Source organism: Streptomyces sp. NPDC059906 (assembly GCF_042730645.1).
Taxonomy (GTDB): domain Bacteria; phylum Actinomycetota; class Actinomycetes; order Streptomycetales; family Streptomycetaceae; genus Streptomyces; species Streptomyces rubrogriseus.
On the sequence record NZ_JBHWKU010000015.1, the window covers coordinates 108,216 to 133,988 of the forward strand.

Annotated in this window: 23 protein-coding genes and 1 pseudogene; 12 read left to right on the forward strand and 12 right to left on the reverse strand. The window is 71.9% G+C overall.

Going from position 1 to position 25,773, the window contains the following annotated elements; genetic code table 11:
• The first annotated feature begins 113 nt into the window (after nt 1–113).
• The 4 genes from ACFV9J_RS23130 (at nt 114) to ACFV9J_RS23145 (ending at nt 3,122) form a co-directional block, all read left to right on the forward strand.
• Nucleotides 114–965: a helix-turn-helix domain-containing protein gene (locus ACFV9J_RS23130; RefSeq protein ID WP_385356772.1), complete on the forward strand. Its 852-nt coding sequence runs from the start codon at nt 114–116 to the stop codon at nt 963–965.
• A gap of 11 nt (nt 966–976) precedes the next feature.
• Entirely contained in the window at nt 977–1,168 is a 192-nt protein-coding gene (locus ACFV9J_RS23135) for a hypothetical protein (RefSeq protein ID WP_385356773.1), read from the forward strand.
• A gap of 98 nt (nt 1,169–1,266) precedes the next feature.
• On the forward strand, nt 1,267–1,776 hold the full coding sequence (locus ACFV9J_RS23140) for a SigE family RNA polymerase sigma factor (protein ID WP_003973981.1): 510 nt from the start codon (nt 1,267–1,269) through the stop codon (nt 1,774–1,776).
• A gap of 80 nt (nt 1,777–1,856) precedes the next feature.
• Nucleotides 1,857–3,122, forward strand: a complete 1,266-nt coding sequence (locus ACFV9J_RS23145; protein WP_385356774.1) for a hypothetical protein — start codon at nt 1,857–1,859, stop codon at nt 3,120–3,122.
• Nucleotides 3,123–3,165: 43 nt separating this feature from the next.
• On the opposite strand, the gene ACFV9J_RS23150 is transcribed toward ACFV9J_RS23145, so the two are convergent.
• From ACFV9J_RS23150 to ACFV9J_RS23180, 7 genes are all read right to left on the reverse strand, one after another.
• Nucleotides 3,166–3,753, reverse strand: coding sequence for a hypothetical protein (locus ACFV9J_RS23150; RefSeq protein ID WP_385356776.1), 588 nt, complete (start codon nt 3,751–3,753; stop codon nt 3,166–3,168).
• 306 nt (nt 3,754–4,059) lie between these two features.
• Nucleotides 4,060–5,382 carry an Nramp family divalent metal transporter gene (locus tag ACFV9J_RS23155; RefSeq protein WP_385356778.1) on the reverse strand — a complete coding sequence of 441 codons (1,323 nt, stop codon included), beginning with the start codon at nt 5,380–5,382 and terminating at the stop codon, nt 4,060–4,062.
• A 67-nt stretch (nt 5,383–5,449) separates the two neighbouring features.
• Nucleotides 5,450–6,121 (reverse strand): hypothetical protein, encoded by a 672-nt coding sequence (locus tag ACFV9J_RS23160; RefSeq protein ID WP_385356779.1) that lies wholly within the window; start codon nt 6,119–6,121, stop codon nt 5,450–5,452.
• Nucleotides 6,122–6,184: 63 nt separating this feature from the next.
• Nucleotides 6,185–7,666: a GntP family permease gene (locus tag ACFV9J_RS23165; protein ID WP_385356781.1), complete on the reverse strand. Its 1,482-nt coding sequence runs from the start codon at nt 7,664–7,666 to the stop codon at nt 6,185–6,187.
• 139 nt (nt 7,667–7,805) lie between these two features.
• A complete protein-coding gene (locus tag ACFV9J_RS23170; protein ID WP_271320100.1) occupies nt 7,806–8,216 on the reverse strand; it encodes a RidA family protein in 411 nt (136 codons plus the stop codon).
• Entirely contained in the window at nt 8,213–8,977 is a 765-nt protein-coding gene (locus ACFV9J_RS23175) for an IclR family transcriptional regulator (protein ID WP_385356783.1), read from the reverse strand. Before ACFV9J_RS23175 ends, ACFV9J_RS23170 begins: the two co-directional genes overlap by 4 nt.
• A complete protein-coding gene (locus ACFV9J_RS23180) occupies nt 8,974–10,029 on the reverse strand; it encodes a sugar kinase (protein WP_385356784.1) in 1,056 nt (351 codons plus the stop codon). Before ACFV9J_RS23180 ends, ACFV9J_RS23175 begins: the two co-directional genes overlap by 4 nt.
• Before the next feature lie 136 nt (nt 10,030–10,165).
• Here ACFV9J_RS23180 and ACFV9J_RS23185 point away from each other — a divergent pair, with 136 nt between their 5' ends.
• Together ACFV9J_RS23185 and ACFV9J_RS23190 are read left to right on the forward strand one after the other, a co-directional pair.
• Nucleotides 10,166–11,473 (forward strand): amino acid deaminase, encoded by a 1,308-nt coding sequence (locus tag ACFV9J_RS23185; protein ID WP_385356785.1) that lies wholly within the window; start codon nt 10,166–10,168, stop codon nt 11,471–11,473.
• A 59-nt stretch (nt 11,474–11,532) separates the two neighbouring features.
• Nucleotides 11,533–13,143 (forward strand): amidohydrolase family protein, encoded by a 1,611-nt coding sequence (locus ACFV9J_RS23190; protein ID WP_385356786.1) that lies wholly within the window; start codon nt 11,533–11,535, stop codon nt 13,141–13,143.
• A gap of 49 nt (nt 13,144–13,192) precedes the next feature.
• Here ACFV9J_RS23190 and ACFV9J_RS23195 read toward each other — a convergent pair whose 3' ends face one another.
• Nucleotides 13,193–14,065 carry a serine protease gene (locus ACFV9J_RS23195; protein ID WP_385356787.1) on the reverse strand — a complete coding sequence of 291 codons (873 nt, stop codon included), beginning with the start codon at nt 14,063–14,065 and terminating at the stop codon, nt 13,193–13,195.
• A gap of 234 nt (nt 14,066–14,299) precedes the next feature.
• Here ACFV9J_RS23195 and ACFV9J_RS23200 point away from each other — a divergent pair, with 234 nt between their 5' ends.
• The 3 genes from ACFV9J_RS23200 to ACFV9J_RS23210 all read left to right on the forward strand — a co-directional run bounded on the left by ACFV9J_RS23200 (nt 14,300) and on the right by ACFV9J_RS23210 (nt 17,684).
• The gene (locus tag ACFV9J_RS23200; RefSeq protein WP_385356788.1) at nt 14,300–15,511 is read left to right on the forward strand and encodes a pyridoxal phosphate-dependent aminotransferase; all 1,212 of its coding nucleotides are present in this window, start codon (nt 14,300–14,302) and stop codon (nt 15,509–15,511) included.
• Between the two features lie 115 nt (nt 15,512–15,626).
• Nucleotides 15,627–16,058 carry a hypothetical protein gene (locus ACFV9J_RS23205; protein ID WP_385356789.1) on the forward strand — a complete coding sequence of 144 codons (432 nt, stop codon included), beginning with the start codon at nt 15,627–15,629 and terminating at the stop codon, nt 16,056–16,058.
• A gap of 225 nt (nt 16,059–16,283) precedes the next feature.
• Nucleotides 16,284–17,684 (forward strand): SMI1/KNR4 family protein, encoded by a 1,401-nt coding sequence (locus ACFV9J_RS23210; RefSeq protein ID WP_385356790.1) that lies wholly within the window; start codon nt 16,284–16,286, stop codon nt 17,682–17,684.
• A gap of 291 nt (nt 17,685–17,975) precedes the next feature.
• On the opposite strand, the gene ACFV9J_RS23215 is transcribed toward ACFV9J_RS23210, so the two are convergent.
• A complete protein-coding gene (locus ACFV9J_RS23215; RefSeq protein ID WP_385356791.1) occupies nt 17,976–19,805 on the reverse strand; it encodes a phosphoenolpyruvate carboxykinase (GTP) in 1,830 nt (609 codons plus the stop codon).
• 286 nt (nt 19,806–20,091) lie between these two features.
• On the opposite strand from ACFV9J_RS23215, the gene ACFV9J_RS23220 reads away from it, so the two are divergent.
• The 3 genes and pseudogenes from ACFV9J_RS23220 (at nt 20,092) to ACFV9J_RS23230 (ending at nt 22,108) form a co-directional block, all read left to right on the forward strand.
• On the forward strand, nt 20,092–20,796 hold the full coding sequence (locus ACFV9J_RS23220) for a hemolysin III family protein (RefSeq protein WP_385356792.1): 705 nt from the start codon (nt 20,092–20,094) through the stop codon (nt 20,794–20,796).
• Nucleotides 20,797–21,340: pseudogene (locus ACFV9J_RS23225) on the forward strand (TetR family transcriptional regulator).
• 39 nt (nt 21,341–21,379) lie between these two features.
• Nucleotides 21,380–22,108: a Mut7-C RNAse domain-containing protein gene (locus ACFV9J_RS23230; RefSeq protein ID WP_385356794.1), complete on the forward strand. Its 729-nt coding sequence runs from the start codon at nt 21,380–21,382 to the stop codon at nt 22,106–22,108.
• A gap of 10 nt (nt 22,109–22,118) precedes the next feature.
• Here ACFV9J_RS23230 and ACFV9J_RS23235 read toward each other — a convergent pair whose 3' ends face one another.
• The 3 genes from ACFV9J_RS23235 to xdhC form a co-directional block, all read right to left on the reverse strand.
• Nucleotides 22,119–24,161: a thioredoxin domain-containing protein gene (locus tag ACFV9J_RS23235; protein ID WP_385356796.1), complete on the reverse strand. Its 2,043-nt coding sequence runs from the start codon at nt 24,159–24,161 to the stop codon at nt 22,119–22,121.
• Nucleotides 24,162–24,256: 95 nt separating this feature from the next.
• Nucleotides 24,257–24,760 (reverse strand): nucleoside deaminase, encoded by a 504-nt coding sequence (locus ACFV9J_RS23240; protein ID WP_159324081.1) that lies wholly within the window; start codon nt 24,758–24,760, stop codon nt 24,257–24,259.
• Nucleotides 24,761–24,962: 202 nt separating this feature from the next.
• Nucleotides 24,963–25,772: a xanthine dehydrogenase accessory protein XdhC gene (gene xdhC, locus ACFV9J_RS23245; RefSeq protein ID WP_385356797.1), complete on the reverse strand. Its 810-nt coding sequence runs from the start codon at nt 25,770–25,772 to the stop codon at nt 24,963–24,965.
• Between the last annotated feature and the right edge of the window lies 1 nt (nt 25,773).

The window sequence follows — 25,773 nt, forward strand, 5'->3', positions numbered from 1 at the left end:
CGTATCGCGGTTGGTGCCACATTTGGCACTCGTCAGTAAAAAATGCGCTCGATCGTGGAGCCTTGCGTGTGCCGACGGCAGACTTGCCCACGACGAGGTGGAGGGAGCGGCACATGGGAGCGAGGACATCAGCCACAGCACGTCAGAAGCGGCTGGGGATCGAGGTTCGTCGCATGCGCACGTCGGCGGGCATGTCCGCCGAGTCTGCCGCGGGGCTGCTCGGGGTTGACCGGGGCACGATCTCGCACATCGAGTCGGGGGTACGAGCCGTCAGCCCGGAGCGGGTCCGCACCCTGGCCTGCAACTGCGACTGTGCAGACGCGGAGTACGTCGAGGCCTTGGTCAGCATGGCCGCAGCCGGTCGGCGGGGCTGGTGGGAGAAGTACCGGGGGTCGCTGCCCCAGGGGATGCTGGACATCGCGGAATTGGAGGCGCACTCCGCCCGCATGCGGGCCGCCTACTCGATGCACATGCCTGGGCTGCTCCAGACGTCCGACCACGCGATGGCTGTCTTCCGGGTCGTCATCCCGCAGTTGCCCGAGCACGAGGTCGCTCTGCGCATGGCTCATCGGGTCGAGCGGCAAAGCGTGCTGGACGGGGCGGAAGCAACGCCGTTCGTGGCCATCGTGCACGAGGCCGCGCTCCGCATGCAGTTCGGTGGGCGGGAGGTGGCCAAGGCACAGCTGCGCCACGTCCTGGAGAGGACGGAGCAGGACAACGTGACGCTCCTGGTGATCCCCTTCGCCGCCGGAGCCTTCCCCGGCGCCGGGCAGACGGTGCTGTACGCGGAGGGGCCTGTGACCCAGCTCGACACCGTGCAGGTCGACAGCTCGCACGGGCCTGATTTCCTGCACGCCGAGGCCCAGTTGGCGAAGTACCGTGCCCATTTGGACTGGATGGAGCGCATCGCCCTCTCGTCAGAGGCATCACGCGGCTTCGTCCACGCGATCGCCAACGACCTCTGAGGAGACGCCCGATGAGCGACATCACCTGGGAAGCACCCTTCTGCGGCGAGGGAAACTCCTGCTTCCGCCTCGGCACCGATGCCACCGGCAACGCCTACGTCGCCATAGCCGGTGCGGAGGACGCGCCCCTCACCGACAGCCGGGAGGCGCTGCGGCGGATGATCCTCGACATCAAGGCGGGGAAGGCCGACCACCTGCTGTGAATCCTGCTGTGAAGTCCGTATGAAACATTTCCCGGGGTCCACCGCATCAATGAGGTGAAGGCGGTACACGGCGGCGGGGACTTCGGGGGAGCGGACGGATGAGGCAGGGGCGGGCGGACGAGTACGCCGAGTTCGCGGTGGCGCGGGCCGGGCACCTGTACCGGTCCGCGTGTCTGCTCACCGCCGGGGACACGCATCTGGCCGAGGATCTCGTGCAGGAGACCTTCGGGCGGCTCTACGTGCGGTGGGGGCGGGTGTCGCGGGCGGAGAACCCGGCCGCCTACGCGCAGACCGTGCTCACCCGCGCCTTCCTCGCCCATCAGCGGCGGCGCAGCAGCGGGGAGCGGGCGACCGACGTGTTCCCCGATCTGCCCGGCGCCGGTGACGGGGACGCGTCCCTGCGGCTGACGCTGCTGGACGCGCTCGCGCGGCTGCCCGCCAAGGACCGGGCCGTCGTCGTCCTGCGGTACTGGGACGACCGCTCGGTCGAGCAGACCGCCGACGTGCTCGGCGTCAGTTCGGCGGCGGTGCGCACCCGGTGCTCGCGGGCGCTCGGCCGGCTGCGGGAGCTGCTGGGCGAGGACCTCTCGGAGTACGCCAGACCCTAGGCGGCTCCCGTCCGGCCCGCCGCCTGTCCGCCGCTGTCGACAGCTCATCTCAGACTCACTAGTGGAAAGGGTGGTTCGCCATGCTCGAAACCGATCGTCCCGACCCCTTCGAGGACCGTCTGTCCGCCGCCCTGCGCGACGCGGGTGACGACTTCCAGGCCGATCGCACGGCCCTCGTCTCCGCCGGGCGGGTCCGGGGGCGGCGGGCCCTGCTGCGGCGCCGGACGGCCGTGGTGGGCGGGGTGGCCGGGGTCGCCCTCGCCGGGGTGGGCGGGGTGCTCGTCCTCCCGGCGGACGACCCGGCCGGCCGCGACCGGACCAGTGCCGCCCCCGCCGACACCCCGAACGGCACCGCGACCGCCGCCGCGACCGTCGTCACCGGCGACGACCTGCTGCGCGAGCTCAAGGGCCTGCTGCCTCGGGGGACGTACGGCGAGGAGTGGGCCCGGGGCTCGGACCACCAGCTGGGCCCGGCCGCGCACCTCGTGTACGACGACGGGGCCGGGGCCGCCGCCATCGGCATGGGCTTCGCACGGGTGGAGCCGGGGAGCGCCCAGGCGCGGCAGCTCACGGCGTGTCCCGACCACAACGTCACCCCGTACGACGACTGCACCTCCGACCGGCTCCCCGACGGCTCGACGCTCAGGTTGTACCAGGGCTACGAGTACCCGGACCTGCGCGTGGACACCAAGCTCTGGACCGCCGACCTCGTCACCGCCGAGGGACAGCACGTCAGCGTCTCCGAGTGGAACTCCCCCGCGGAGAAGGACGCGCCGGTCAGTCGTGACACGCCTCCCCTGCCGCCGGAGCGGCTGCGGACGCTGGTCACCGCCGGGGTGTGGCGCGAGGTCGTCGACGCCATTCCCAAGAGCCCGAAGCCGCCGCGGTCGGCCGCGCCCCGCACCGAGCGGCCCGAGGTCTCCGGGAAGTCGGTCGGCGACACGCTCGCCGCGCTGCTCCCCGACAAGCTGGACGTCGTCGCGCGCGGCGGGCAGGAGTCCGAGTACGCCTACGTCGTCGTGGACGACGGGCGGGGCCGCAGCCTCGTCCAGATCAACGTGCAGTACGGGATGGCCGACGACGCCGGGCAGTTGTACGCCGGCGGGGAGATCCTGCCCGACGGCACCCGCCTCGTCACCCGGCAGGGGCCCGGCGAGAAGGCCGGTTCGGGCGTGGTGATGTGGACGGTGGACACGCTGCGCCCCGGGCCGGAGGGCTTCCGCGTGGTGATCAGCGCCTTCAACACCGGCGACCAGAACAAGGACGCCACCCGCGACGCCCCGGCACTGACCATGGAGGAGCTGCGGGTGCTCGCGCTCAGCGAGAGGTGGGGCGGGGTGCGTTAGCGCGGTGACCGCTCGCGGGCGCAGGGCCCGGCCGCGCGGCTGGTCAGCGGGGCACGTTGCACTTGACCAGCCGCCAGGTGATCATTTTGGTGTCCAGCCAGGCGTTGAAGTACTTGACCGCGTCGCCCGGCTTCGCCCACTCCCATTTCTGGTTGTTGGCGTTCTGCTGGACCCACTGGGCGAAGTGCGCCGTCTTCGCCAGCCCGTAGGACATCACACCCGACTCCGGCTTCTGGGTGACGCCGGTGTACTCGAAGATGTCCTCGTCGATCGACACCTGGGCGGCCCTCGCACTGCTGCTCAGCTCGAACCGGACGAGGTATCCCGGCATGCCGACGTACTTGTCCGCATAGTCACGGGTGGGTGAGAGTCCCTGATAGCCCTTGTCCCGTTCCTCCATCCGGCCGCTCGCCGCGAACTTCGTGAACTCCTCCTCGGTCATCCCCCGGTAGTAGATGTTCTGGCCGTCGGACGAGGGCACGCTCAGGGAGGCGAACTCCTTGCTCTTGCCCGCGAAGCGGTCGAAGAAGAGCCTTCCCTGGGCGAAGGCGTGGCCCGCGTAGGTGTTCCTGGCCCCGAGCCTCTTCTTGAGGTCGTCCACGTCCTGCTCCGAGGATGGGGCACGTTGCACCGTTGAACGGTGCACCACCTGGGTCGCAGCCCGGTTTCCGACACTTCGCTGCAGGGCGGACATGCCGTCGGGCGACAACTGCCCGCTGGTCTCGAGCGGCCGGACGAGACCGGGGTTGCCGCGGCCCCGCGCCGTGTCCGGCTTCGGCCCCGACAGGTTCTCCTCCTGTTCGCGCACACGCATGGAGTTCTGATCCTTCCGATCCCGACGAGCAACTGACCACGTCTACCTCGCGCCGACCCGAACGGGACAGGTACGCAGGGGCAGCCGTCCGGGCAAGGCGTCCGTGCCCGCCGGTTCCGGAACCTAGAAGAACTCCGACCACGGCTGGTCCCAGATCTGCTTCACGCACAGGACGAGGAACAGCAGCCCGGCCACGGCGAGCATGCCGTTGCTGAGGCTGCCGTTGCGCCATTCGCGGGGTGTGCGGGAGGAGTTGAGGAGCCACATCAGGGTGAGGGCGAGGAAGGGCATGAAGGCGGCGCCCAGGACGCCGTAGATGATGATCAGGCGGAAGGGCTCGTCCTGGAAGAGCAGGATCATCGGCGGGAAGGTGAGCCACAGCAGGTAGGCGCGGAAGGCCCAGGAGCGTTCGCGGCGGCCCGAGGCCAACTCGTCGCCCCGCGCCTCGCGCTCGCCGCGCCGGCGGGCCAGGAAGTCGGCGAACATCAGGCTCACGCCGTGCCAGACGCCGATCAGCGAGGTGAAGCTGGTGGCGAAGAAGCCGATCAGGAAGAGCTTGCCGGTCGTCGTGCCGTACTGGTCCTCCAGGATGTCGCCGAGCTGGATCAGGCCCTTGTCGCCGCTCGCGATCGCGATGTTGGCCGAGTGCAGCAGTTCGGCGCCGACGAAGAGCATCGCGACGACGAAGATGCCGGTCGTGGCGTAGGCGACCCGGTTGTCCAGCCGCATGACCTTCATCCAGCCCGTGTTGGTCCAGCCCTTGGCGTTGACCCAGTAGCCGTACGCGGCCAGCGTGATGGTGCCGCCCACGCCGCCGATCAGGCCCAGCGTGTTGAGGACCGAGTCCTTCTCGTCCGGGAGGACCGGGAGGAGTCCGGCGAAGGCGTCGCCCAGGTTGGGCGTGACGCGGATCGCCAGGTACACCGTCACCACGAACATGACGCCCACCAGGACCGTCATGACCTTCTCGAAGACGTTGTACTTGTTGAACCAGACGAAGACCAGGCCCACCAGGCCGCAGGCGATGCCCCACCATTCGAGGTCCATGATGTCCGGGAAGAGGGCCTGGAGGGGGAGGGCGCTGGACGACATCGCCGCGGCACCGTAGACGAAGCCCCAGATCACCGCGTAGATCGCGAAGAACCACGTGGTCCAGGGGCCGATGCTGGCCCAGCCGTCGAAGAGGGTGCGGCCGGTGGCCAGGTGCCAGCGGCCGCACGCCTCGGCGAGGGAGATCTTCACGAGGCAGCCGATGACCGCCGCCCACAGCAGGGTGTAGCCGAAGTTGCTGCCCGCGATGAGGGTGGCCACGAGGTCGCCGGCGCCCACACCGGTCGCGGCGACGACGATCCCCGGGCCGATGTAGCGCCAACTGGACTTACGGGGGGCCTGGTCGGCCCCGACCGATACGCCTGCGTCTGAGGTGTTGCCCGTGGTGTCCGCCATGGGGGTCAAGAAAGCCCATGGCCGCCGGCGCCACAAGAGGGCGTGCACGGATCTTCACCCGAAACGCTTACTCCGCGCGGGCCTTGGCCTCCTCGGCGCCCTCCTCGGCGCCCTTCTCGGCGCCCTTCTCCGCCGTGTCCGAAGTCTCTGCCGTGTCCGCCGTCTCTTCGGATTCCGCTTCGGTTTCGGACTCCACCTCGGTTGCGGACTCCGCCTCGCCGTCCTCGAAATACGCGTCCAGGACCTCGTCCAGGGCCGATTCCCACTCGGTGAAACGGCTTCGGGAGGCGGCCTCGATCTCGATCGGGTACCAGCGGCGGTCCGGCGTGTGCACCGTGACCGTGAACCGCTTGCCGAAGCGGCCGGTCTCCGTCTCGACCGCCCCGACCTCGTCCCAGCGGAACTCACAGCCCTGGTCGTCGAGGGAGAGACGTACGCCCTTGTGGTCGGCGACGATCTTGGCGCGGCGGTCGGCGGCCTCGAAGACGGGGCCGTCCACGGGGGCCTCGTCCTCCGGTTCCCGGGCGTCCTCGACGTCCTCGGCGACCGCGGTGTCCGCGGTGGGCGATTCGCCGGCGGCCGAGGGCTCCGCGGTCTCCGCGTCGGCGTCCTTCTCCGCCTCGTCGCGTCTCACGTCCTCGGGCTCACCGGACACGGGGGCGGTGAGCCCGGGGATGAATGCCGGGTCGAATCCGGCGCCTTCCAGGGGCTGGCTCGTCGATCCTCTGCGCTGCTCCACGCGGGCAGTATGGTGGACGATCCTGTGTCGGGCACAGCCAGCCCCAACTTCGTTATCAGACGCCTACACGAACAGGCTCACCACCGCGGCCACCACGAACCCGGCGACCGACAGCACGCTCTCCAGCACGGTCCACGTCTTGAGCGTGTCCCGCTCGCTGATGCCGAAGTACTTGGCGACCATCCAGAAGCCGCCGTCGTTGACGTGCGAGGCGAAGATGGAGCCCGCCGAGATGGCCATGATGACCAGCGCGACGAACGCCTGCGAGTGGTCGCCCTCGGCCAGCAGCGGCGCCACGATGCCCGCCGTCGTCACGATGGCCACCGTCGCCGAGCCCTGCGCGACCCGCAGCACCACGGAGATCAGGTAGGCGAGGACGATCACCGGCAGGCCGACGTCGTTGAAGGTGTCGGAGAGTGCCTGAGCGACGCCGCTGGCCTTGAGGACGGCGCCGAAGACACCGCCCGCGCCGACCACCAGCAGGATGTTGCCGACCGGCTTCAGCGAGGCCGTCGAGACGGTCTCCAGGGACTTGCGGGGCCAGCCGCGACGGATGCCGAGCAGGTAGTAGGCGAGGAGCAGGGCGATGGTCAGGGCGACGAACGGGTTGCCGAAGAACTCGATCACCGAGCGGAGGGTGGACGGGTCGAGGGCGATGGAGGAGAAGGTCGCGGCGAGGATCAGGATCAGCGGGGTGCCGATGATGCCGAGGACGGTGCCGAGCGCGACCGGGGTCTCGGTCGGCGCGACGCCGGCCTTGCGCTGCTCCTCGATGACGGCCTGCTTGGCCTCCTCGGACGCCTCGACCATGTCCTGCGGCACGGGCACGAAGATGCGGCGGCCGATCCAGGCGGAGAACACCCAGGCGGCGAGGACGGCGGGGATGCCGCAGACGATGCCCATGAGGATGATCCAGCCGAGCTTCACGTTCAGCAGTCCGGCGGCGGCCACCGGGCCGGGGTGCGGCGGCAGGAAGGCGTGGGTCATGGACAGGCCGGCCAGCAGCGGCAGGCAGTAGAGCAGGATCGACTTGCCGGAGCGCTTGGCGGCGGCGTAGACGATGGGCGCGAGGACGAAGATGCCCACGTCGAAGAAGACCGGGATGCCGAAGATCAGGCCGGTGAGGCCCATGGCGAGCGGGGCGCGCTTCTCCCCGAAGAGGCCGAGGAGGCGGGAGGCCAGCACCTGGGCGCCGCCGCTGACTTCGAGGATCGCGCCGAGCATGGTGCCCAGGCCGATGATGATGGCGACGTGGCCGAGGATGCCGCCCATGCCGGACTCGATGGTCGAGACGGCGTCCGACTTCTGGACGGTGCCGAAGAGTTCGGTGACCGACAGGCCGGCGAGCAGGCCGACGGCTATGGAGACGGCGAGCAGCGCGACGAAGGGCTGCAGCCGCACCTTGATGATGAGGAAGAGCAGCAGTGCGATGCCGAGGGCGGCGATGGTCAGCAGACCCGCCGTGCCGTCGATCAGGGTGAGCAGACCGCCGGTGTGGGGTGGGGCCTCGGAGGCGGCGGCAAGAGGGAGGGACGCGTAGGACATACGGGGGTCCTCTGGGTAAGTACATGGTGCTTTCGGGCAGGGAGGAGCGCGGCACGGCGCCCCCGAGGGGAGGGGGACGCCGTGCCGTTCACAGACAGGCGGTCAGACAGGCGATCAGACAGGCGGCGCGGAGGGACCGTCAGCCGAGGACGGCGAGCGCGTCGATCTCGATGAGGAGGCCGGCGGGCAGACCGACGTAGACGGTCGTGCGCGCGGCGGGCGGCTGGGTGAGGCCCTGCTCCTCGAAGTAGGCGTTGTAGATCTGGTTCATCTCGGCGAAGTGGTCCACGTCCGTGAGGTAGACGCGGAGCATCATCACGTCGTCCCAGGAGGCGCCGCCCTCCTCCAGGATCGCCTTGACGTTGGCGAGGGTCTGGAGGGTCTGCTCGCGCAGGGTCGGGCCGGCCGGGGTGGGGGCCTTGCCCTCCTCGTGGGGGAGGAAGCCGACCTGGCCGGCGACCTGGAGGATGTTGCCCTTCTTCACGCCGTGGCTGAACTTCGCCGGGGGGACGGTGTGGGTCGCGGGGACGAGAGCGATCTTGTCGGTCATGCGGTGACTTCCTTGACTGGGGTCCTGCCGGAGTACTCGCCGCTGATGGCGTCCGCCGTACGGCGCACCAGCGGGAGCAGGGTGAGGAGTTCGTCGGCGGTGACGACCACGTTCGGCGCGGAGACCGACATGGCGGCGACCACCCGGCCGTCGGCGCCCCGGATGGGCGCGGCGACGCAGTTGATGGACTCCTCGTGGCCACCGAGGTCGGTGGCCCAGCCCTGTTCGCGCACCTTGGCGAGTTCCTTGAGGAACCCGTCCGCGTTCGGTGTCGAACGGGCCGTGTACATGGGGTAGTCGAGCTGCTCGGCCACGGCCCGGCGCTCGTTCTCGGGGAGGTCGGCGAGCAGCAGCTTGGCGACGGCCGCGACGGTGATCGCGACGGGCTTGCCGATCCGGGAGTACATGCGGACCGGGTAGCGGCTCTCGACCTTGTCGATGTAGAGGACCTCGTCCTCCTCGTGCACGGCGAGGTGGACGGTGTGCCCGACCTGTTCGTTGAGGCGTACGAGGTGGGGGTGGGCGATCTCGCGGACGTCGAGGTTCTCCATCGCCTCCTGGGCGAGGGAGATGAGCCGGGCGCCGAGGCGGTAGCGCTGGTCGGACTGCCGGTAGACGAAGCCGTGCTCGTGGAGGGTGCGCAGCAGCCGCAGGGCCGTGGACTTGTGCACGCCCAGGCGCTCGGCGACCCGGCCCAGGTCGGCGGGGCCCTCGGCGAGCAGCGGCAGGATGCTGAGCGCGCGGTCGACGGTCTGACTCATGGCGTACGTACCTCCTCCTCGGCCCCTTCCGCGGCGTGTGTCCAGCCGGGGCCGAGTCGCAGTCTCCCCCACGCTGCGTCGTCGAGGGCGACGAGGCGGTCGGCGTGGCCGCGGGCGGGGGGTGCGGCGAGGTCGGCGGGGGCGGTGAGGGCGGCGGCGGCCCAGAGGTGGCCGTGGCGCAGGCGCTCGCGTACGGGCTTCTCGCGCAGGGTGGCGGAGAGGAACCCGGCGGCGAAGGCGTCGCCCGCGCCGACGGCGGCGACGACGTCGACGTGCAGGGCGGGCACGGAGGTGGCGTCGGTGCCGTGGAAGGCGGTGGCGCCGCTCGCGCCCTGTTTGACGACGAGCAGTTCCGGCTCGGGCAGCGCGGCGCGGACGGCCTCGGGTCCGTCGAGACCCCAGGCGTCGCGTGCCTCGTCGTCGCCGACGAAGACGAGGTCGGCGCCGCGGGCCAGTTCCAGGAGCACCTCGGGGCCGTGTCCGTGCCGGGCGTCGCGCCACAGGCCCGGGCGGTGGTTGACGTCGAAGGAGACGAGGGGCCGGCCGGGGCGGCGGGCGGTCAGCTCGCGCGTCAGGCCGAGGCAGTCGGCGGAGAGGGCGGGGGTGATGCCGGACAGGTGCAGGACGCGGCCGGAGCGGATCGCGTCGAGGTCCATGGTGTCCACGGACATCGCGGAGGCGGCCGAGCCCGCCCGGTAGTAGGCCACCTCGTGCGCGTCGGTGGCGCGGTCGCCCGCGGTGCGGAAGTAGACGCCGGTGGGGCGGGCGGGGTCGCGGCGCACGGCGCGGACGTCGACGCCGTACGCGCCGATCGCCTCGACGAGGTGGTCGCCGAAGCCGTCTGCGCCGGCCCGGCCGACCCAGCGGGCGGAGTGTCCGGCGGCGGCGAGCACGCAGGCCACGTTGGACTCGGCGCCGCCTATGGCGCGGTCGAAGGAGGGGACGTCGGCGAGGCGCCCGGGCCGGGAGGGCAGGAAGGTGACCATGGACTCGCCGAGCGCGACGACGTCCACGACGTCGGGGGCGGTGCTGCGGGGTCCGTCAACGGTCACGATGGTCCTGGCTCCTCTTCGCGTCTCGCGGGCGGCGGCTCCGTTGACCCCGCGTTCGCCGAGATGTTAGACAGCAGTAAGCGATATACGCAACGATCGTTGCAGGATTTGCAACGAATCAGATCAGGGAGACTCCATGGCCCTCGACAACGGCCCCGCAGGCGGCCGCGATGCCCTCGCCGAGCTGGCCGGGGAGCGGGTCGACCACCGCTTCAAGGGCCTCCCGCCGGACGCGTACGGCCTGACCCTCGCCGAGCTGGCCGGGCAGCGCCGCAACCTCTTCACCGGCGGTTTCACCACCCCCGTGCTCGCGCTGTCCGCCGAGCGCCTGGAGCACAACCTGAAGCTCATGGAGACGTACTCCGCCCGGCACGGCCTCGCCTTCGCGCCGCACGGCAAGACCTCCATGGCGCCGCAGCTCTTCCACCGCCAGATCGAGCACGGCGCCTGGGGCATCACCCTCGCCGTGCCGCACCAGGTACGGGTGGCGCGGGCGTTCGGTATCCAGCGGGTCTTCCTGGCCAACGAACTGGTCGACGCCGCCGCCCTGCGCTGGATCTCGGCCGAGCTGGACGCCGACCCCGGCTTCCGCTTCGTCTGCTACGCCGACTCCGTGCGCGGCGTCGAGCTGATGGACGCGGCCCTGTCCGGGGCCGGGGCCCGCCGTCCGGTGGACGTCGTGGTCGAGCTGGGCGCCGGTGAGGGCGCCCGGACCGGTGTGCGCACCGAGGCCGGGTGCGCGGCGGTCGCCGACGCGGTGGCCGGCACCCGGACGCTGCGGCTGGCCGGTGTCGCCGGGTACGAGGGCGAGGTGCCGGACGCCGACCCGGAGCGCGTGCACGCGTGGCTGCGGCGGCTGGTCGCGCTGGCCGCCGACTTCGACAAGGCCGGGCGGTTCGCCGGGAGAGGCCTCGACGAGATCGTGCTGAGCGCGGGCGGCAGCGCCTGGTTCGACGCGGTCGCCGACGTGTTCGCCGAGGTCCCCGGCCTCTCGCTGCCCGTCCTGAAGCTGCTGCGCTCGGGCGCGTACGTCTCCCACGACGACGGCCACTACCGCGAGCTGACCCCCTTCAACCGGGTCCCCGCGGAAGGCGCCCTGGAGCCCGCCTTCCGGCTGTGGAGCCAGGTCGTCTCCCGCCCCTCCCCCGAGCAGGCGTTCACCAACGCGGGCAAGCGGGACGCGGCGTACGACCTCCACCTGCCCTTCGCCCAGGTGGTGCGCCCGGCGGACGGCGGCCCGGAGCGCCCGGCGACCGGCATCGAGGTGACCGGTCTGTCCGACCAGCACGCGTGGGTGCGTACGACCGGGGAGGCGGAGCTGGAGGTCGGTGACTGGCTCGGGACCGGCCTGTCCCACCCGTGCACCTCCTTCGACAAGTGGCAGCTCATCCCTCTCGCGCAGGCGGACGGGACGGTCGTCGACTACATCCGCACGTTCTTCTAGAGGACCGGGTAGAGGATCCACGCACCGGATCCAGGCAGAGGAACCAGGAGGAGTCAGGCATGGAAGAGCTGGTCATCAGGGACGCCGACGTCGTGGACGGCTCCGGCGGCGCCTCCTACCGCGCCGACGTCGTGGTCGACGGCGGCCGGATCGTCTCGATCGTCAAGGAGGCGGCGGCCGCCGGCTGCCAGCGCCCCAAGGCGCGCCGGGAGCTGGACGCCGAGGGTCTGGTCCTGTCCCCCGGCTTCATCGACATGCACGCCCACAGCGACCTGGCGCTGCTGCGGGACCCGGACCACAGCGCCAAGGCCGCCCAGGGCGTCACCCTGGAGGTCATCGGCCAGGACGGGCTGTCGTACGCGCCGGTCGACGACCGCACCCTCGGCGAGGTGCGCCGGGCGATCGCCGGGTGGAACGGCCACGGGGACGACGTCGACTTCGACTGGCGGTCGGTCGGCGAGTACCTGGACCGGCTCGACCGCGGCATCGCCGTGAACGCCGCGTACCTGATCCCGCAGGGCACGGTGCGCGCCCTCGCCGTCGGCTGGGACGACCGGGAGGCGACCGAGGCGGAGCTGGAGCACATGCGGCGCCTGGTCGCCGAGGGCCTGGAGCAGGGCGCGGTCGGCCTGTCGTCGGGGCTGACCTACACGCCCGGCATGTACGCCAAGGACGCCGAGCTGACCGAGCTGTGCCGGGTGGTCGCCCAGTACGGCGGCTACTACTGCCCGCACCACCGCTCGTACGGGGCGGGGGCCCTGAAGGCGTACGAGGAGATGGTGGAGCTGACCCGGGAGGCGGGCTGCCCGCTGCACCTGGCGCACGCCACCATGAACTTCGGCGTGAACAAGGGCAAGGCGCCCGAGCTGCTGACCCTGCTCGACGAGGCACTCGCGGGCGGCGCCGACATCACCCTCGACACCTACCCCTACACCCCCGGCTGCACCACCCTCGTGGCGCTGCTGCCGAGCTGGGCGAGCGAGGGCGGCCCGGAGCAGATCCTGAAGCGGCTGGCGGACGACGACACCGCCGAGCGGATCCGGCACCACATGGAGGAGATCGGCTCCGACGGCTCCCACGGCGTGCCCATGGAGTGGGAGACGATCGAGATCTCCGGCACGGGCGACCCGGCGCTCGCCGAGTACGTCGGCCGTACGGTGCTGGAGTCGGCGCGGCTGCGCGGCGAGAGCCCGTGGACGGTCGCCCGGCACCTGCTGCTCGCCGACCGGCTGGCGCCGACCGTCCTCCAGCACGTCGGCCACGAGGAGAACGTGCGCGCGATCATGCGGCACCGGGTCCACACCGGCGGCTCGGACGGCATCCTCCAGGGCGCCAAGCCGCACCCGCGCGCCTACGGCACCTTCCCGCACTACCTGGGTCACTACGTGCGCGAGCTGGGCGTACTCCCGCTGGAGGAGTGCGTCGCCCACCTCACCTCGCGCGCTGCGGCCCGGCTGCGGCTGCCGGACCGGGGACTGGTCCGCGAGGGGTACCGGGCCGACCTGGTGCTCTTCGACCCGGCGACGGTGGCCGCGGGCAGCTCGTTCGAGGAGCCGCGGGTGCTGCCTACCGGCATCCCGTACGTGCTGGTCGACGGGCGTTTCGTGATGGAGGACGGGCGGCGCACCGACGTACTGGCCGGACGGTCGGTGCGCCGGGTTCCGCGCTGATCCCGGGCCGGTCCGGCAGGGCCCGCCGGACCGGCCCGGGGCCCCGTCGTCAGGGCTTGGGCAGGGCGCAGCCGCTGCGCGAGAGGTCGAGCTTGTTGTCGAGGCCGAAGCAGCCGGGGATCCGGTAGGTCTGCTGGCCGTAGTTGATGCCCTCGCGGACCGTGACGGTGCCGTCCTCGGCGACCTCGCAGGGATTGTTGTCGGTGCAGCGTCCGCCGTCCTCGTTGCCCGTGTTGTTGACGGCGACGACCTCGCCGGTGGCGTTGTCGACCACGGGCGATCCGGAGGTGCCGCCGATGGTCTGGCAGGCGGAGGTGTAGCGGACCGAGTCCTTCCAGGTCCACTCCCCCTCCTTCAGGCGGTACGCGAACCCGTCGACGTCGCAGGCGTAGGTGCGCTTCCAGTAGCCGGAGACGACGGTGATCGCGGTGCCCGCCGCGGGACGGCTGTCGTCGAGGGTGAGCGGGCTGATCCCGTAGGAGCCGCGGATCTGGGCGTACGTGCTGGTGAGCTGGTAGAGCGAGACGTCCGTGTCGGTCATCGTCGCGTAGGCGATCTTGCCGGCCCGCAGGGTGCCGACGCGGCTGCCGGAGGCGTTGAGCAGCCCGAAGGTGCGGCTGGAGGGCTGGTCCACGACGACTTCGCCGGCCGCCGGGAAGCCGGTCTCCAGGCAGTGGCCGTTGGACATGACCAGCGCCGGGTCGTCGTCCTCGGAGGCGGGCAGGCGCACGACCGAGCCGGAGCAGTTGCTGAGCGCGACGGTGCCGGCGAAGGACACGGCGCGGGTGGCGGGAGCCGCGGGTGACGCGGGAGCCGCGGGTGACGCGGGTGACGCGGGTGACGCGGGTGACGCGGCCGCCGGTGCCACGCCGACGCCGGTGACGGCCAGGGTGGCGAGCGCGGCAAGGAGAGGCTTGTTCATGTGGGGGTCCCCTCTATGGAGGGCACCGGCCGGAGGTCGTCCGGACGGCACCGTATTGTCATGAGCATTCTCATGACGGAGAGGGGTGCGGACAAGGGCCGGTAACCGGCCGCCAGTTGGCGGGAACCGGCCCACCGGGCACCGTCACCGGCGGCCGCGACCACCCGGACGGGGGCGTCTCACGTGGTGGAAAACACGGCCCATGGGTCGTAACCGGGTCGTAAGCTCGCGGACATGCAGGTGATCCAGTCGACCAAGCTCGCCAACGTCTGTTACGAGATCCGGGGCCCGGTGCTCGAGGAGGCGATGCGGCTGGAGGCGGCCGGACACCGCATCCTGAAGCTGAACACCGGCAATCCGGCCGCCTTCGGCTTCGAGTGCCCGCCGGAGATCCTTGAGGACATCCTCCGCAACGTCTCCACGGCGCACGGCTACGGCGACGCGAAGGGCCTGCTGGCGGCGCGCCGGGCGGTCGTCATGCACAACCAGACCCTCGGCATCGAAACGGACGTCGAGCACGTCTTCATCGGCAACGGCGTCTCCGAGCTGATCGTGATGGCGATGCAGGGCCTGCTCGACGACGGCGACGAGGTCCTCGTCCCGGCCCCGGACTACCCGCTGTGGACGGCCGCCGTCTCACTGTCCGGCGGTACGGCGGTGCACTACCGCTGCGACGAGCAGTCCGACTGGATGCCCGACCTCGCCGACGTGGAGCGGAAGATCACCGACCGCACCAAGGCGCTGGTGATCATCAACCCGAACAACCCGACGGGCGCGGTCTACGACGACGCGATGCTGCGCGGGCTGACGGACATCGCGCGCCGACACAACCTGCTGGTCTGCTCCGACGAGATCTACGACAAGATCCTCTACGACGACGCCACCCACACCCCGACCGCCGCGATCGCCCCCGACCTGCTCACCCTCACCTTCAACGGCATGTCGAAGGCGTACCGGGTGGCCGGTTACCGGGTCGGCTGGATGTCGATCTCCGGGCCGCGCGCGCACGCCGAGTCCTACATCGAGGGCCTGACGATCCTGGCGAACATGCGCCTGTGCGCCAACATGCCGGGCCAGCACGGCGTGGTCGCGGCGCTCAGCGGGCGGCAGACCATCAACGAGCTGGTGCTGCCCGGCGGGCGGCTGCGCGAGCAGCGGGACGCCGCCCACGAGGCGCTGACCAGCATTCCCGGCGTGACCTGTGTGAAGCCGAAGGGCGCGCTGTATCTCTTCCCGCGGCTCGACCCCAAGGTCTTCAAGATCAAGGACGACCGGCGGATGGTCCTGGACCTGCTGCGCCAGGAGAAGATCATGGTCGTCCAGGGCACCGGCTTCAACTGGCCCGAGCCCGATCACTTCCGGGTGGTGACCCTGCCGACGGCGGTGGACCTGCGCGAGGCGGTGGGCCGGATCGGGAACTTCCTGGACGGGTACGGGCAGCACTGAGTGCACCCCGGGTATCCCGAACACCGTCAACTTTAGACCCTTTAGACCCGAACGCCGTCAACTTTAGATTGAATCTAATGTAGGATGGCTTCCTGAAGCACACAGGAGGCCATCCATGTACGAGCCGATCCGCAGCAAGTCGGTCCACAGCACGATGGCCGGCCCCACGGACTTCCCCCGCCGGTCCCGGGACGAGGAGCTGGACATCCAGCTCGCCGGCCACCTCGCGGCGCTGCTCGCCGTCACCGACGAGCTGCGCGCGCTGGCCCCCGACACCGGCCTGGACACCGGCCTGGACGCCGCCGCCGAGCGGCTCGCCGAGCAGGTGACCCGGCTGCGGGGAGGTCGGGCGCCGGTCCGGCTGCAGGTCGCCGCCGGCCGCCAGGAGCCGCGTCCGGCGGCTCTGCACGGGCGGGCGCACACCCTCGCGGCCCGCGCCCTGGTGGTCGCGGCCTCCCGCGCCGACACGGCGGTCGCGATCCTGACCGCCGAGCGCATGGACGCGCACTCCGCGGCCCTGGAGCCGCGCCCGCTCGCGTCCCACTGAGCCCTCCCGGGCCCTCGAACGGCCCCGGTCCGCGCGCACCCGCAGCGACGCGCGGACCGGGTGCCACACACCCTCCGTCCCTCCCGCGCGCGGAGCGGCGCATGCCCGTCGCCCGCCGGGGCGTTGTCGGCGGCCGCGCCTATGCTCGCCCCGCGTCAAGGTGATCAGGGGCGTCGGCGGCCCGGCGGCCGGCCGGCGCACCGAGCGAGCGGACGGAGAGCGCCGTTGTCCTCGATACACGACTTCGCGACCTGGGAGCCGTTGCTGCGGCTGGTGCGGGCGTCCCACCCGGAGCGGCTCGCCGGGCCCGGGGGCCACGTCATGGGGCAGATCGGTCTCGGCGGGTGGAGCGTGCCCGTGCGGCGGCCGCACCCCGCGCCCGGGCGCGCGTCGCTGGTGGAGGACATGCAGGACGAGTTCACCGCCGTGGAGGCGATCCAGGCCGCCCTGAGGGCCCACGGCACGGACTCCGTGTCGTTCATGGTCGAGACGCTCGTGGACGGGAGGACCGCGCTCCAGGTCGTCGACTCCGGCCCCGCCGTGGAGCCCGGCCTCGTCAGCCCCTTCGTCGGGACCCTGGTGCTGGTCGAGGGGGCGGTCCCCGAGCCCTGGCGGCGGCTGCCCGAAGCGGTGCCGGGGGCGGTCCCGGCCCCGTCGGCGGACCCGGCGCTGCTGGAGCGGACCCTGCGCGAGCGGCTCCCCGAGGCCGTCGGTGCGACCGAGGCGGAGATCGCCGAGGCCGAGGCGCGCCTCGGTGTCACGCTGCCCGACGAGCTCAAGGCGCTCTACCGCGTGATCCGGGCCCGGTGGCAGGACTGGCGCGGCGACTACGCGGCTCAGGAGCGCGTCATCGACGCCGTCGGCTGTGAGCTGCTCCCCCTGGACCAGCTGTACGTCGCGGACGCGCGCTCCCGCCCGAGCCTGTGGCAGTTCGCCGCCACGGACGCCGTCGTCACCGCACCGGACGCCGCCGTGCAGGGCCTCGTCGGCTCGCCCGGCTGGATCGCCTTCGGCGACAACGGCGGCGGCGACCGGCTCGCCCTCGACCTGACCCCGGGGCCGGGCGGGCACACCGGGCAGGTCGTGATGATCGGCCACGGGGACAGCATCGGCGCCGGACTGCTCGCCGAGTCCCTCACCGACATGGTGGTGAACGGCCGGGCGGAGTGGAACGCGGGCCGCGACTGGGACGGACCGCCGGTGGTCGCCCGGCTGGACATCCTCAACGACGACGTGTCGGCTGCCGCCCGTCCCGAGTTGGAGGTGCTCGTGCTCGGCGGCCGGGAGGGCGAGCCGCGCAGCCTCGCCCCGGTCGCCGGACTCCCGCGGCTGCGGACCCTCGACGCCTACCCGGGCACGCTCGCCGACCCGCTGGAGATCGCCGGGCTGACGCGGCTGGAGTACCTGCGCCTCGGCCCCGAGGAGTGGCGGGTCCTGCTCGACGCGGGCGCCGTCCCCCGGGGTCTGCTGGCGGCCCACATCGAGGTGCGGGGCGAACACCACCCGCCGCAGATCATCGCCCTCGCCAACGAACTCCTGTCCCTGTGGGACCGCCCGCTGATCAGCCGGACGGTCCTCGAAGGCGACCTGGACACCGACCGGACGGCGGAGGGCGGCGCCCGGTGAGCAGGGAGTGAGCGGGGAGTGAGCGGGGAGTGAGCGGGGAGTGAGCGGGGACGGTCTCGAAGGGCTGCGGGCGGCCGTTCACCGGCTGACCGCGCTGCCGGACGTGCCGAAGGGCCGGGTCCGTCGCACGCCGTTGTGCGGGGACCCGGCCCGAGCGGGGCTTCCCCGCGCTCCGGGGTGCGAAGAGCTACTGGAGCGCGGGGAAACCCCCTACGTGACCGGCCTTCGTGACGACTTCGCGGGTCAGGGCTAGTCGGACCGGCCACGGAGCTGGGCGGTGGGGACGGGTGCTCAGCCCAGGCGCCGCACCAGCGCCCGGTACTGGTCCCACAGCTCGGCGGGCGTGTGCTCGCCGAAGGTGTTCAGGTGCTCGGGGACGAGTGCCGCCTCCTCGCGCCAGACCTCCTTGTCGACGCCGAGCAGGAAGTCCAGGTCGGCGTCGGCCAGGTCGAGACCGTCGGTGTCCAGGGACTCCTTGGTCGGCAGCACGCCGATCGGCGTCTCGACGCCCTCCGCGCGGCCCTCCAGGCGCTCCACGATCCACTTCAGGACGCGGCCGTTCTCGCCGAAGCCGGGCCAGACGAACCTGCCCTCGTCGTCCTTGCGGAACCAGTTGACGTAGTAGATCTTCGGCAGCTTGGACTGGTCCTTGTCCTTGGCCACGTCGACCCAGTGCCCCATGTAGTCGCCCATGTTGTAGCCGCAGAACGGCAGCATGGCGAAGGGGTCGCGGCGCAGCTCGCCGACCTTGCCCTCGGCGGCGGCGGTCTTCTCGGAGGCCACGTTGGCGCCGAGGAAGACGCCGTGGTTCCAGTCGAAGGACTCGGTGACCAGCGGTACGGCGGTGGCGCGGCGCCCGCCGAAGAGGATCGCCGAGATCGGCACGCCCCTGGGGTCCTCCCACTCCGGCGCGATGATCGGGCACTGCGCGGCGGGCGTGGTGAAACGGGCGTTGGGGTGCGCGGCGGGCGCAGCGGACTCGGGCGTCCAGTCGTTGCCCTTCCAGTCCGTGAGGTGTGCGGGAGTCTCCTCGGTCATGCCCTCCCACCACACGTCGCCGTCGTCGGTCAGGGCGACGTTGGTGAAGACCGAGTTGCCCCAGAGGGTCTTCATGGCGTTGGCGTTGGTGTGCTCACCGGTGCCGGGGGCGACGCCGAAGAAGCCGGCCTCGGGGTTGATGGCGTACAGGCGGCCGTCCTCGCCGAAGCGCATCCAGGCGATGTCGTCGCCGATGGTCTCCACGGTCCAGCCGGAGATCGTGGGCTCCAGCATGGCGAGGTTGGTCTTGCCGCAGGCCGACGGGAAGGCGGCGGCAACGTACTTGGGCTCCCCGGTGGGCGGCGTCAGCTTCAGCACCAGCATGTGCTCGGCGAGCCAGCCCTCGTCGCGGGCCATGACGGAGGCGATGCGCAGGGCGTAGCACTTCTTGCCGAGCAGGGCGTTGCCGCCGTAGCCGGAGCCGTAGGACCAGATCTCGCGGTCCTCGGGGAAGTGCGAGATGTACTTGGTGCTGTTGCAGGGCCAGGGGACGTCGGCCTGGCCGGGCTCCAGCGGGGCGCCGACGGAGTGCACGGCCTTGACGAAGAAGCCCGTCTCGCCCAGCTCGTCCAGGACCGGCTGTCCCATACGGGTCATGGTGCGCATGGAGGCGGCGACGTACGCGGAGTCGGTGATCTCGACGCCCAGCGCGGAGAGCGGGGAGCCGAGGGGGCCCATGCAGAAGGGCACGACGTACATGGTCCGGCCGCGCATGGAGCCGCGGAACAGCCCGCCCTCGCCCTTGTCGCCACGGAAGATCTCCCGCATCTCGGCGGGGTCCTTCCAGTGGTTGGTCGGGCCCGCGTCCTCCTCCTTGGCGGAGCAGATGAAGGTCCGGTCCTCGACGCGCGCGACGTCGGTGGGGTCGGAGGCCGCGTAGTACGAGTTGGGGCGCTTGATCGGGTCGAGTTTGCGGAAGGTGCCCTTCTCGACGAGCTCCCCGCACAGGCGCTCGTACTCGGCCTCGGATCCGTCGCACCAGACCACTGTGTCCGGCTGGGTCAGTTCGGCGATCTCGTTGACCCACGAGATCAGTTCCCGGTGCTTGGTGGGGACGGGGGGAGCCGCGATGTCGCGCGCCACGATTGCTCCTAAATGAGGGGTTTTTTGTTGGAGGCCCCGTGGGGGCTGCGACCCGGATGCGTGACGTGTGCCTCGCGGGCGCTCATCCGGTGTCGACCGCACTCATTTGATCATCCGACCTGAGTGCCCATCTGTCCAGAGGGCGTCACAACTGAGCGGAGTGAGGATCGCCACGCCGCCGGACCGGGGATGCCCCGCCGGCTCCCCCGTGAGACGATGGCCACTCGCCGTTCGTCATACGTCCGTACTGATACGTAACTTACGGAACCGTAGGTACGATGCGCCCATGACTGCGTCCGTCCCCGACGCGCCCAGGGACCTGCCGGCCGGCGGCCGCGGGCCCGTAGCGCTCTCCCTCCCGCATCCGGTCAAGCCGAAGCTGCGCGGCTGGCTGCACCTCGGCATGTTCCCCGCCGTCCTGATCGCCGGTCTGGTGCTCACCGCCCTAGCCGAGTCGCCCGAAGGCCGCATAGCCTGCGGTGTCTACGTCCTGACGGCCTGCCTGCTGTTCGGCGTCAGCGCGCTCTACCACCGGGGCGACTGGAGCCCGCGCATGGACGGCGTGCTGCGCCGTCTCGACCACGCCAACATCTTCCTGATCATCGCGGGCACCTACACCCCGCTCACGATGCTGCTGCTGCCCGGCGCCAAGGGCGAGTGGCTGCTGTGGGGCATCTGGGCGGCCGCCGCGGCCGGCATCGTCTTCCGCGTCTTCTGGGTCGGCGCCCCGCGCTGGCTCTACACCCCCTGCTACCTCGCCATGGGCTGGGCGGCCGTCTTCTACCTGCCCGAGTTCATGCGGGCCGGCGGCATCGCCGTCCTCGTCCTGGTGATCGTCGGCGGCCTGCTCTACAGCGCGGGCGGCGTGATCTACGGCCTCAAGCGTCCCAACCCGTCACCGCGCTGGTTCGGCTTCCACGAGGTGTTCCACTCCTTCACGCTGGCCGCCTTCATCGCGCACTACGTGGGGATCTCGCTGGTCGCGTACTAGCTGCCGAGGGGCGTCGTCGCACGGTCGCCACCCGGGGCCCCGCGGCCGGGCCTGCGGGAGCGGAAGAAGACCAGGACCCGTGAGGCGATCCGCGCCGCGACCCACGGGCTGATCCGTCAGCAGGGCTACTTCCCGACCAACCAGCGAGGACATCGTCCTCACGGGCGAGTACGACCCGGTCCCGGCCGCGGAACTCGCCGCCCGGCCCGCGGAGGAACCGTGGTCGGACTCCCTGCGGCACGTGCCGCGCAAGGCCCTCGACCTCGGCGCCGGCGAGGAGGCCGAGCCGACCCGGCTGCGGACCCGGCTTCGACCCGGACGGTCTCGAGGTCAGGATCGCGTCGATGTCCCTGGTCGGCGGCCTGATGGAGGCCTCCAGGTACTGGGCCGAGCACGACCACGAGGAGAGGCCGGCCTGGCCGAGCTGGCCGACCGCGCCCTGGACGCCCTGGAGAACGGGCTGCCCGCCCTCCGGGAAGGCCGCGGGGAGAGCCACCGGGGATGCCGCCGGGAGGGCCGTCGGGAAGGCCGTCGAAAAGACTGAGGCCCGGGCCCGGGCCCGGCCCCGTGGCATCCTGACCGGGTGAACGGTCCCGAGATCCACGTCGAGTTCGCCCCCGAGCTGCACCTGTTCGTCCCGCGCGCCCGCCCCACCGGCGCCGCCCGCGCGGCCACCGACGGCGTCTCCACCCTCGGCCATCTCGTCGAGTCCCTCGGGGTCCCGCTGACCGAGGTCGGCGCCCTGCTCGTCGACGGCCGCGAGGTCCCGCCCGGCCACATCCCGGCGGGCGGCGAGTCGGTGCGCGTCCGGCCCGTCGGGCACCCCCAGCGGGTCCCCGGCGCTCCCCTGCGGTTCCTGCTCGACGTGCACCTCGGTACCCTCGCGCGCCGGCTGCGGCTGCTCGGCGTGGACACGGCGTACGAGTCGACGGACCTCGGCGACCCGGCGCTCGCCGCGCTGTCGGCGGCCGAGAAGCGGGTCCTGCTCAGCCGCGACCGCGGTCTGCTGCGCCGCCGCGAGCTGTGGGCCGGCGCCTACGTCTACAGCACCCGCCCCGAGGAGCAGCTCCCGGAGGTCCTGGACCGGTTCCGGCCCGCGCTCAGCCCCTGGACGCGGTGCACCGCCTGCAACGGACTGCTCAGGGCGGCCACCAAGGAAGAGGTGGCGGAGCAGCTCAAGGGCGGCACCCAGCGGTCGTACGACGTCTTCGCCCAGTGCACCGCGTGCGGCCGCGCCTACTGGCGGGGCGCGCACCACGAGCAGCTGGAGGCGATCGTGGAGCGCGCCGTGGGCGGCACCCGGGACGTCTGAGCGGGCCGCCTCAGCCGGTCGGGGCGCCGCCCAGCGCCGCACGCAGCCGGTCCGGGTCGGTGGTCGGCGCGTCGCAGGTGAAGTTCCGGCAGACGTACGCGGCCGGTGCCCCGCCCACCAGGGGCCGGTCGGCGAGCAACGGGAACTCGTCGCTCCCCTCGGTCCCGAAGGCGACGACCGCCCCGGGCGCGGTCCCGAGCAGCGCCGTACGGTGCAGCCCGCGCGCGGCGGGGTCGGCCGGTCCCGCGGCGACCACGGCGACCTCGCGCGGGCCGTCGAGCAGCGACTCGGCGGCCGCCAGCCCCCAGCCGATGAAGCGCGGGACGCGCGGGCCGAGCGCCTTCACCACGCCGAGGGCGCGTTCGGCGGCGGTGCGGTGGGGCTCGGAGCCGGTGTGCGCGGCGTACGTCAGCAGGGCGCCCGCGGCGGCGCTCCAGCCGGACGGGGTGGCGTTGTCGGTGGGATCCTGGGGGCGGCGGATCAGCTGCTCGGCGTCGGAGGCGGTGTCGTACAGCGAGCCGGACTCGTCCGTGAAGCGGATGAGGACGTGGTCGAGCAGGAAACCCGCGAAGTCCAGCCAGACGCCCTCCCCGGTGACCGACGCCAGCGCGAGGAAGCCCTCGGCCACGTCGGCGTAGTCCTCCAGCACCCCGGCGTTGGCTCCGGCCCGGCCGTCCTTGCTGGTGCGGGTGAGCCTGACCTGCTCGTCCAGGTGCAGGCGTACCAGCAGGTCGGCGGCGGCGACGGCGGCCTCGACCAGGTCGGGGCGTTCGAAGTAGGCGCCGGTCTCGGCGAGCGCGGCGATCGCCAGGCCGTTCCAGGCGGCGACCACCTTGTCGTCCCGGCCCGGGGCGGGACGTCCGTCCCGGGCGGCGAGCAGCCGCTCCCGCACCGACGCGATCCGCGCGGCGTCGAAGACGCCCTCCTGCTGCGGCAGTTGCAGCACGGAGGCGCCGTGCTCGAAGGTGCCCTCCTGGGTCACGCCGAAGTACTGCGCGGCCAGTTCCGCGTCCTCGGCGCCGAGGACCTCGGTGAGCTGGGCGGGCGTCCACACGTAGTAGGCACCCTCGACGTGCTTCCCCGTCCCGTCGTCGCTGTCGGCGTCCAGCGCGGAGGCGAACCCGCCCTCGGCGGTGCGCAGTTCCCGCACCATGAAGTCGGCGGTCTCCAGGGCGACCCGGCGGGCGAGGTCCGAGCCGGTGGCCCGCCACAGGTGGGCGTACACCCGGCACAGCAGCGCGTTGTCGTACAGCATCTTCTCGAAGTGCGGCACGACCCACTCGCGGTCCACCGAGTAGCGGGCGAAGCCGCCGCCCAGCTGGTCGTAGATGCCGCCGCGGGCCATCCGCTCGCAGGTGTCGGCCGCCATCTGGAGCGCGCCCTCGGCGCCGGTGCGGGCGTGGTGGCGCAGCAGGAACTCGATCACCATGGACGGCGGGAACTTGGGCGCCCCGCCGAACCCGCCGCGCTCGGCGTCGTACTCCCGGGTGAGCCCGAGCAGCGCCTGCCCGAGCTGCTCCTCGCCCGGTGCCTCGGCGTCGCCGTAGGAGATCTCCCGCCCGGCGAGGTCCCGCACGATCTTCCCGGCGACCTCGTCGACCTCGCCGCGCCGTTCCGCCCAGGCCTGCTGGACGCCCTGGAGCACCTGGCGGAAGGAGGGCATGCCGTGCCGGGGCTCGGGCGGGAAGTACGTGCCGAAGTAGAAGGGCTCCGCGTCGGGCGTGAGGAACACGGTCATGGGCCAGCCGCCCTGACCGGTGGCCGACTGCACGGCCTCCATGTAGACGGCGTCGACGTCGGGGCGCTCCTCGCGGTCGACCTTGACGCTCACGAAGTGCGAGTTGAGGTACTCGGCGGTGGGCCCGTCCTCGAACGACTCGTGCGCCATGACGTGGCACCAGTGGCACGCGCTGTAGCCGACGCTCAACAGGACGGGGACGCCGCGCCGCCGGGCTTCTTCGAACGCGTCGGCCTCCCACGGCCACCAGTCGACCGGGTTCTCCGCGTGCTGGAGGAGGTAGGGGGACGTCGCCTGCGCAAGTCGGTTGGGCATGTCTCCATCCTGGCGTACGCGCCGCCGCCCCGCCCATACGCCACGGGTGGAGGGGCGTGCGGACGGGGCGGCCGGGGCCTCGGAGCGGCTTGTGCTCAGTAGTCGACGCGGTCCGTCTTGGCGATCCAGGCGTCGAACGGCTGGGTGCGGTGGGGCAGGTCGAGGTGTTCCACGGTCATGGGCCAGTTCGCCTGCGGCCGCTTCTCGAACAGGTCGTAGAACTTGCGGTCGTCGAAGCCGGCCACGGCGGCGTCGTGGCGGTCGGCGGAGAAGACGAGGCGGTCGACGCGGGCCCACAGGGCCGAGGAGAGGCACATCGGGCAGGGCTCGCAGGACGTGACGAGCGTGCAGCCTTCCAGGCTGAACGTGTCGAGCGTCTTGCAGGCGGCGCGGATGGCGCTGACCTCGGCGTGCGCGGTGGGGTCGAGGCCGGCGGTCACCTGGTTGTTGCCGAGGGCGACGATCTCACCGCCCTTGGCGATCAGGGCGCCGAAGGGGCCGCCGCCGTTGCGGACGCTGGTGGTGGCCAGCTCGATGGCCTTGTCCATCCAGGCGCGCTCGAACTCGCGGATGCCGGTCTCGAGGGTGTCGGTCGTCATGCGTGCTCCTTCTTGGGCGGGCAGCGTGCGGGAGTACGGCGTGCGGGCCGGTGCGCTTCGCGGGGAGGATGCGTAGGAGCAGTACACCGCTCGCCGACGAGAACCGGCCAGGGGCCGAATACATGAACTACGGGCAGGCTGCGACCGGCGCTTCGTAGATTCCCACAAGGGCCCACAAGGGCCCACAAGGGCCCTGGAGGGGTCAGGCCCCGTCCGCCTCGAAGGTGCGCAGCAGGTCCGCCGCGACGCTCACGGCGATGGTCGCGGGCTCCTTGCCGGTGATGTCGGCCAGCCCGATCGGGGTCTTGATCCGGTCGATGACGGCGTCGTCGTGGCCGCCCTCGTCGGCGAGGCGCTTGCGGAAGCGCGCCCACTTGGCCGCCGAGCCGATCAGTCCGATGGACCCCAGATGGTCCGTGCGCAGGGCGGCGTCGCACAGGGCGGCGTCCTCGGCGTGGTCGTGGGTCATGATCAGGACGTGGGTGCCGGGCGGCAGCTCGGCCAGCACCTCCTCCGGCAGCAGCGGCGTGTGGTGCGTGTGCACCTGCGCCACGGCGTCCGACAGCACACCGAGCCGCTCCTCGGCCAGGAGCTCGGCGCGGCTGTCGACCAGGTGGAGGTCGAGGTCCTGACGGGCCAGGACGCGCGCCAGTTCCAGACCGACGTGCCCGACGCCGAAGACCGCCACCGCCCGGACCACCGGCAGCGGTTCGAGCAGTACGGCGACGGTGCCGCCGCAGCACTGCACGCCGTGCCGGTTGGTCACCTTGTCGTTGAGGGCGAAGTCCAGCATCTCCGGTTCCGGTGCGGCCGCGGCGATCATCTCCCGGGCCCGGTCGACGGCGACGGCCTCGACGTTGCCGCCGCCGATCGAGCCCCATGTGCCGCTGCGCCCCACGACGAGTTTCGCGCCGGCGTCGCGCGGGGCGTGGCCGCGCACGGTCGCGACGGTCACCAGCACGCCGGGCTCCCGGCGGGCCCGCAACCGCGCGACCGCGGCGACCCAGGTCATG

Excerpts from the sequence above, each read along its gene's own strand:
- ACFV9J_RS23130 (WP_385356772.1), top strand. The coding sequence starts at position 114 with ATGGGAGCGAGGACATCAGCCACAGCACGTCAGAAGCGGCTGGGGATC.
- ACFV9J_RS23135 (WP_385356773.1), top strand. The coding sequence starts at position 977 with ATGAGCGACATCACCTGGGAAGCACCCTTCTGCGGCGAGGGAAACTCC.
- ACFV9J_RS23140 (WP_003973981.1), top strand. The coding sequence starts at position 1,267 with ATGAGGCAGGGGCGGGCGGACGAGTACGCCGAGTTCGCGGTGGCGCGG.
- ACFV9J_RS23145 (WP_385356774.1), top strand. The coding sequence starts at position 1,857 with ATGCTCGAAACCGATCGTCCCGACCCCTTCGAGGACCGTCTGTCCGCC.
- ACFV9J_RS23155 (WP_385356778.1), bottom strand. The coding sequence starts at position 5,382 with ATGGCGGACACCACGGGCAACACCTCAGACGCAGGCGTATCGGTCGGG.
- ACFV9J_RS23165 (WP_385356781.1), bottom strand. The coding sequence starts at position 7,666 with ATGTCCTACGCGTCCCTCCCTCTTGCCGCCGCCTCCGAGGCCCCACCC.
- ACFV9J_RS23170 (WP_271320100.1), bottom strand. The coding sequence starts at position 8,216 with ATGACCGACAAGATCGCTCTCGTCCCCGCGACCCACACCGTCCCCCCG.
- ACFV9J_RS23175 (WP_385356783.1), bottom strand. The coding sequence starts at position 8,977 with ATGAGTCAGACCGTCGACCGCGCGCTCAGCATCCTGCCGCTGCTCGCC.
- ACFV9J_RS23185 (WP_385356785.1), top strand. The coding sequence starts at position 10,166 with ATGGCCCTCGACAACGGCCCCGCAGGCGGCCGCGATGCCCTCGCCGAG.
- ACFV9J_RS23190 (WP_385356786.1), top strand. The coding sequence starts at position 11,533 with ATGGAAGAGCTGGTCATCAGGGACGCCGACGTCGTGGACGGCTCCGGC.
- ACFV9J_RS23195 (WP_385356787.1), bottom strand. The coding sequence starts at position 14,065 with ATGAACAAGCCTCTCCTTGCCGCGCTCGCCACCCTGGCCGTCACCGGC.
- ACFV9J_RS23200 (WP_385356788.1), top strand. The coding sequence starts at position 14,300 with ATGCAGGTGATCCAGTCGACCAAGCTCGCCAACGTCTGTTACGAGATC.
- ACFV9J_RS23205 (WP_385356789.1), top strand. The coding sequence starts at position 15,627 with ATGTACGAGCCGATCCGCAGCAAGTCGGTCCACAGCACGATGGCCGGC.
- ACFV9J_RS23220 (WP_385356792.1), top strand. The coding sequence starts at position 20,092 with ATGACTGCGTCCGTCCCCGACGCGCCCAGGGACCTGCCGGCCGGCGGC.
- ACFV9J_RS23235 (WP_385356796.1), bottom strand. The coding sequence starts at position 24,161 with ATGCCCAACCGACTTGCGCAGGCGACGTCCCCCTACCTCCTCCAGCAC.
- ACFV9J_RS23240 (WP_159324081.1), bottom strand. The coding sequence starts at position 24,760 with ATGACGACCGACACCCTCGAGACCGGCATCCGCGAGTTCGAGCGCGCC.
- xdhC (WP_385356797.1), bottom strand. The coding sequence starts at position 25,772 with ATGACCTGGGTCGCCGCGGTCGCGCGGTTGCGGGCCCGCCGGGAGCCC.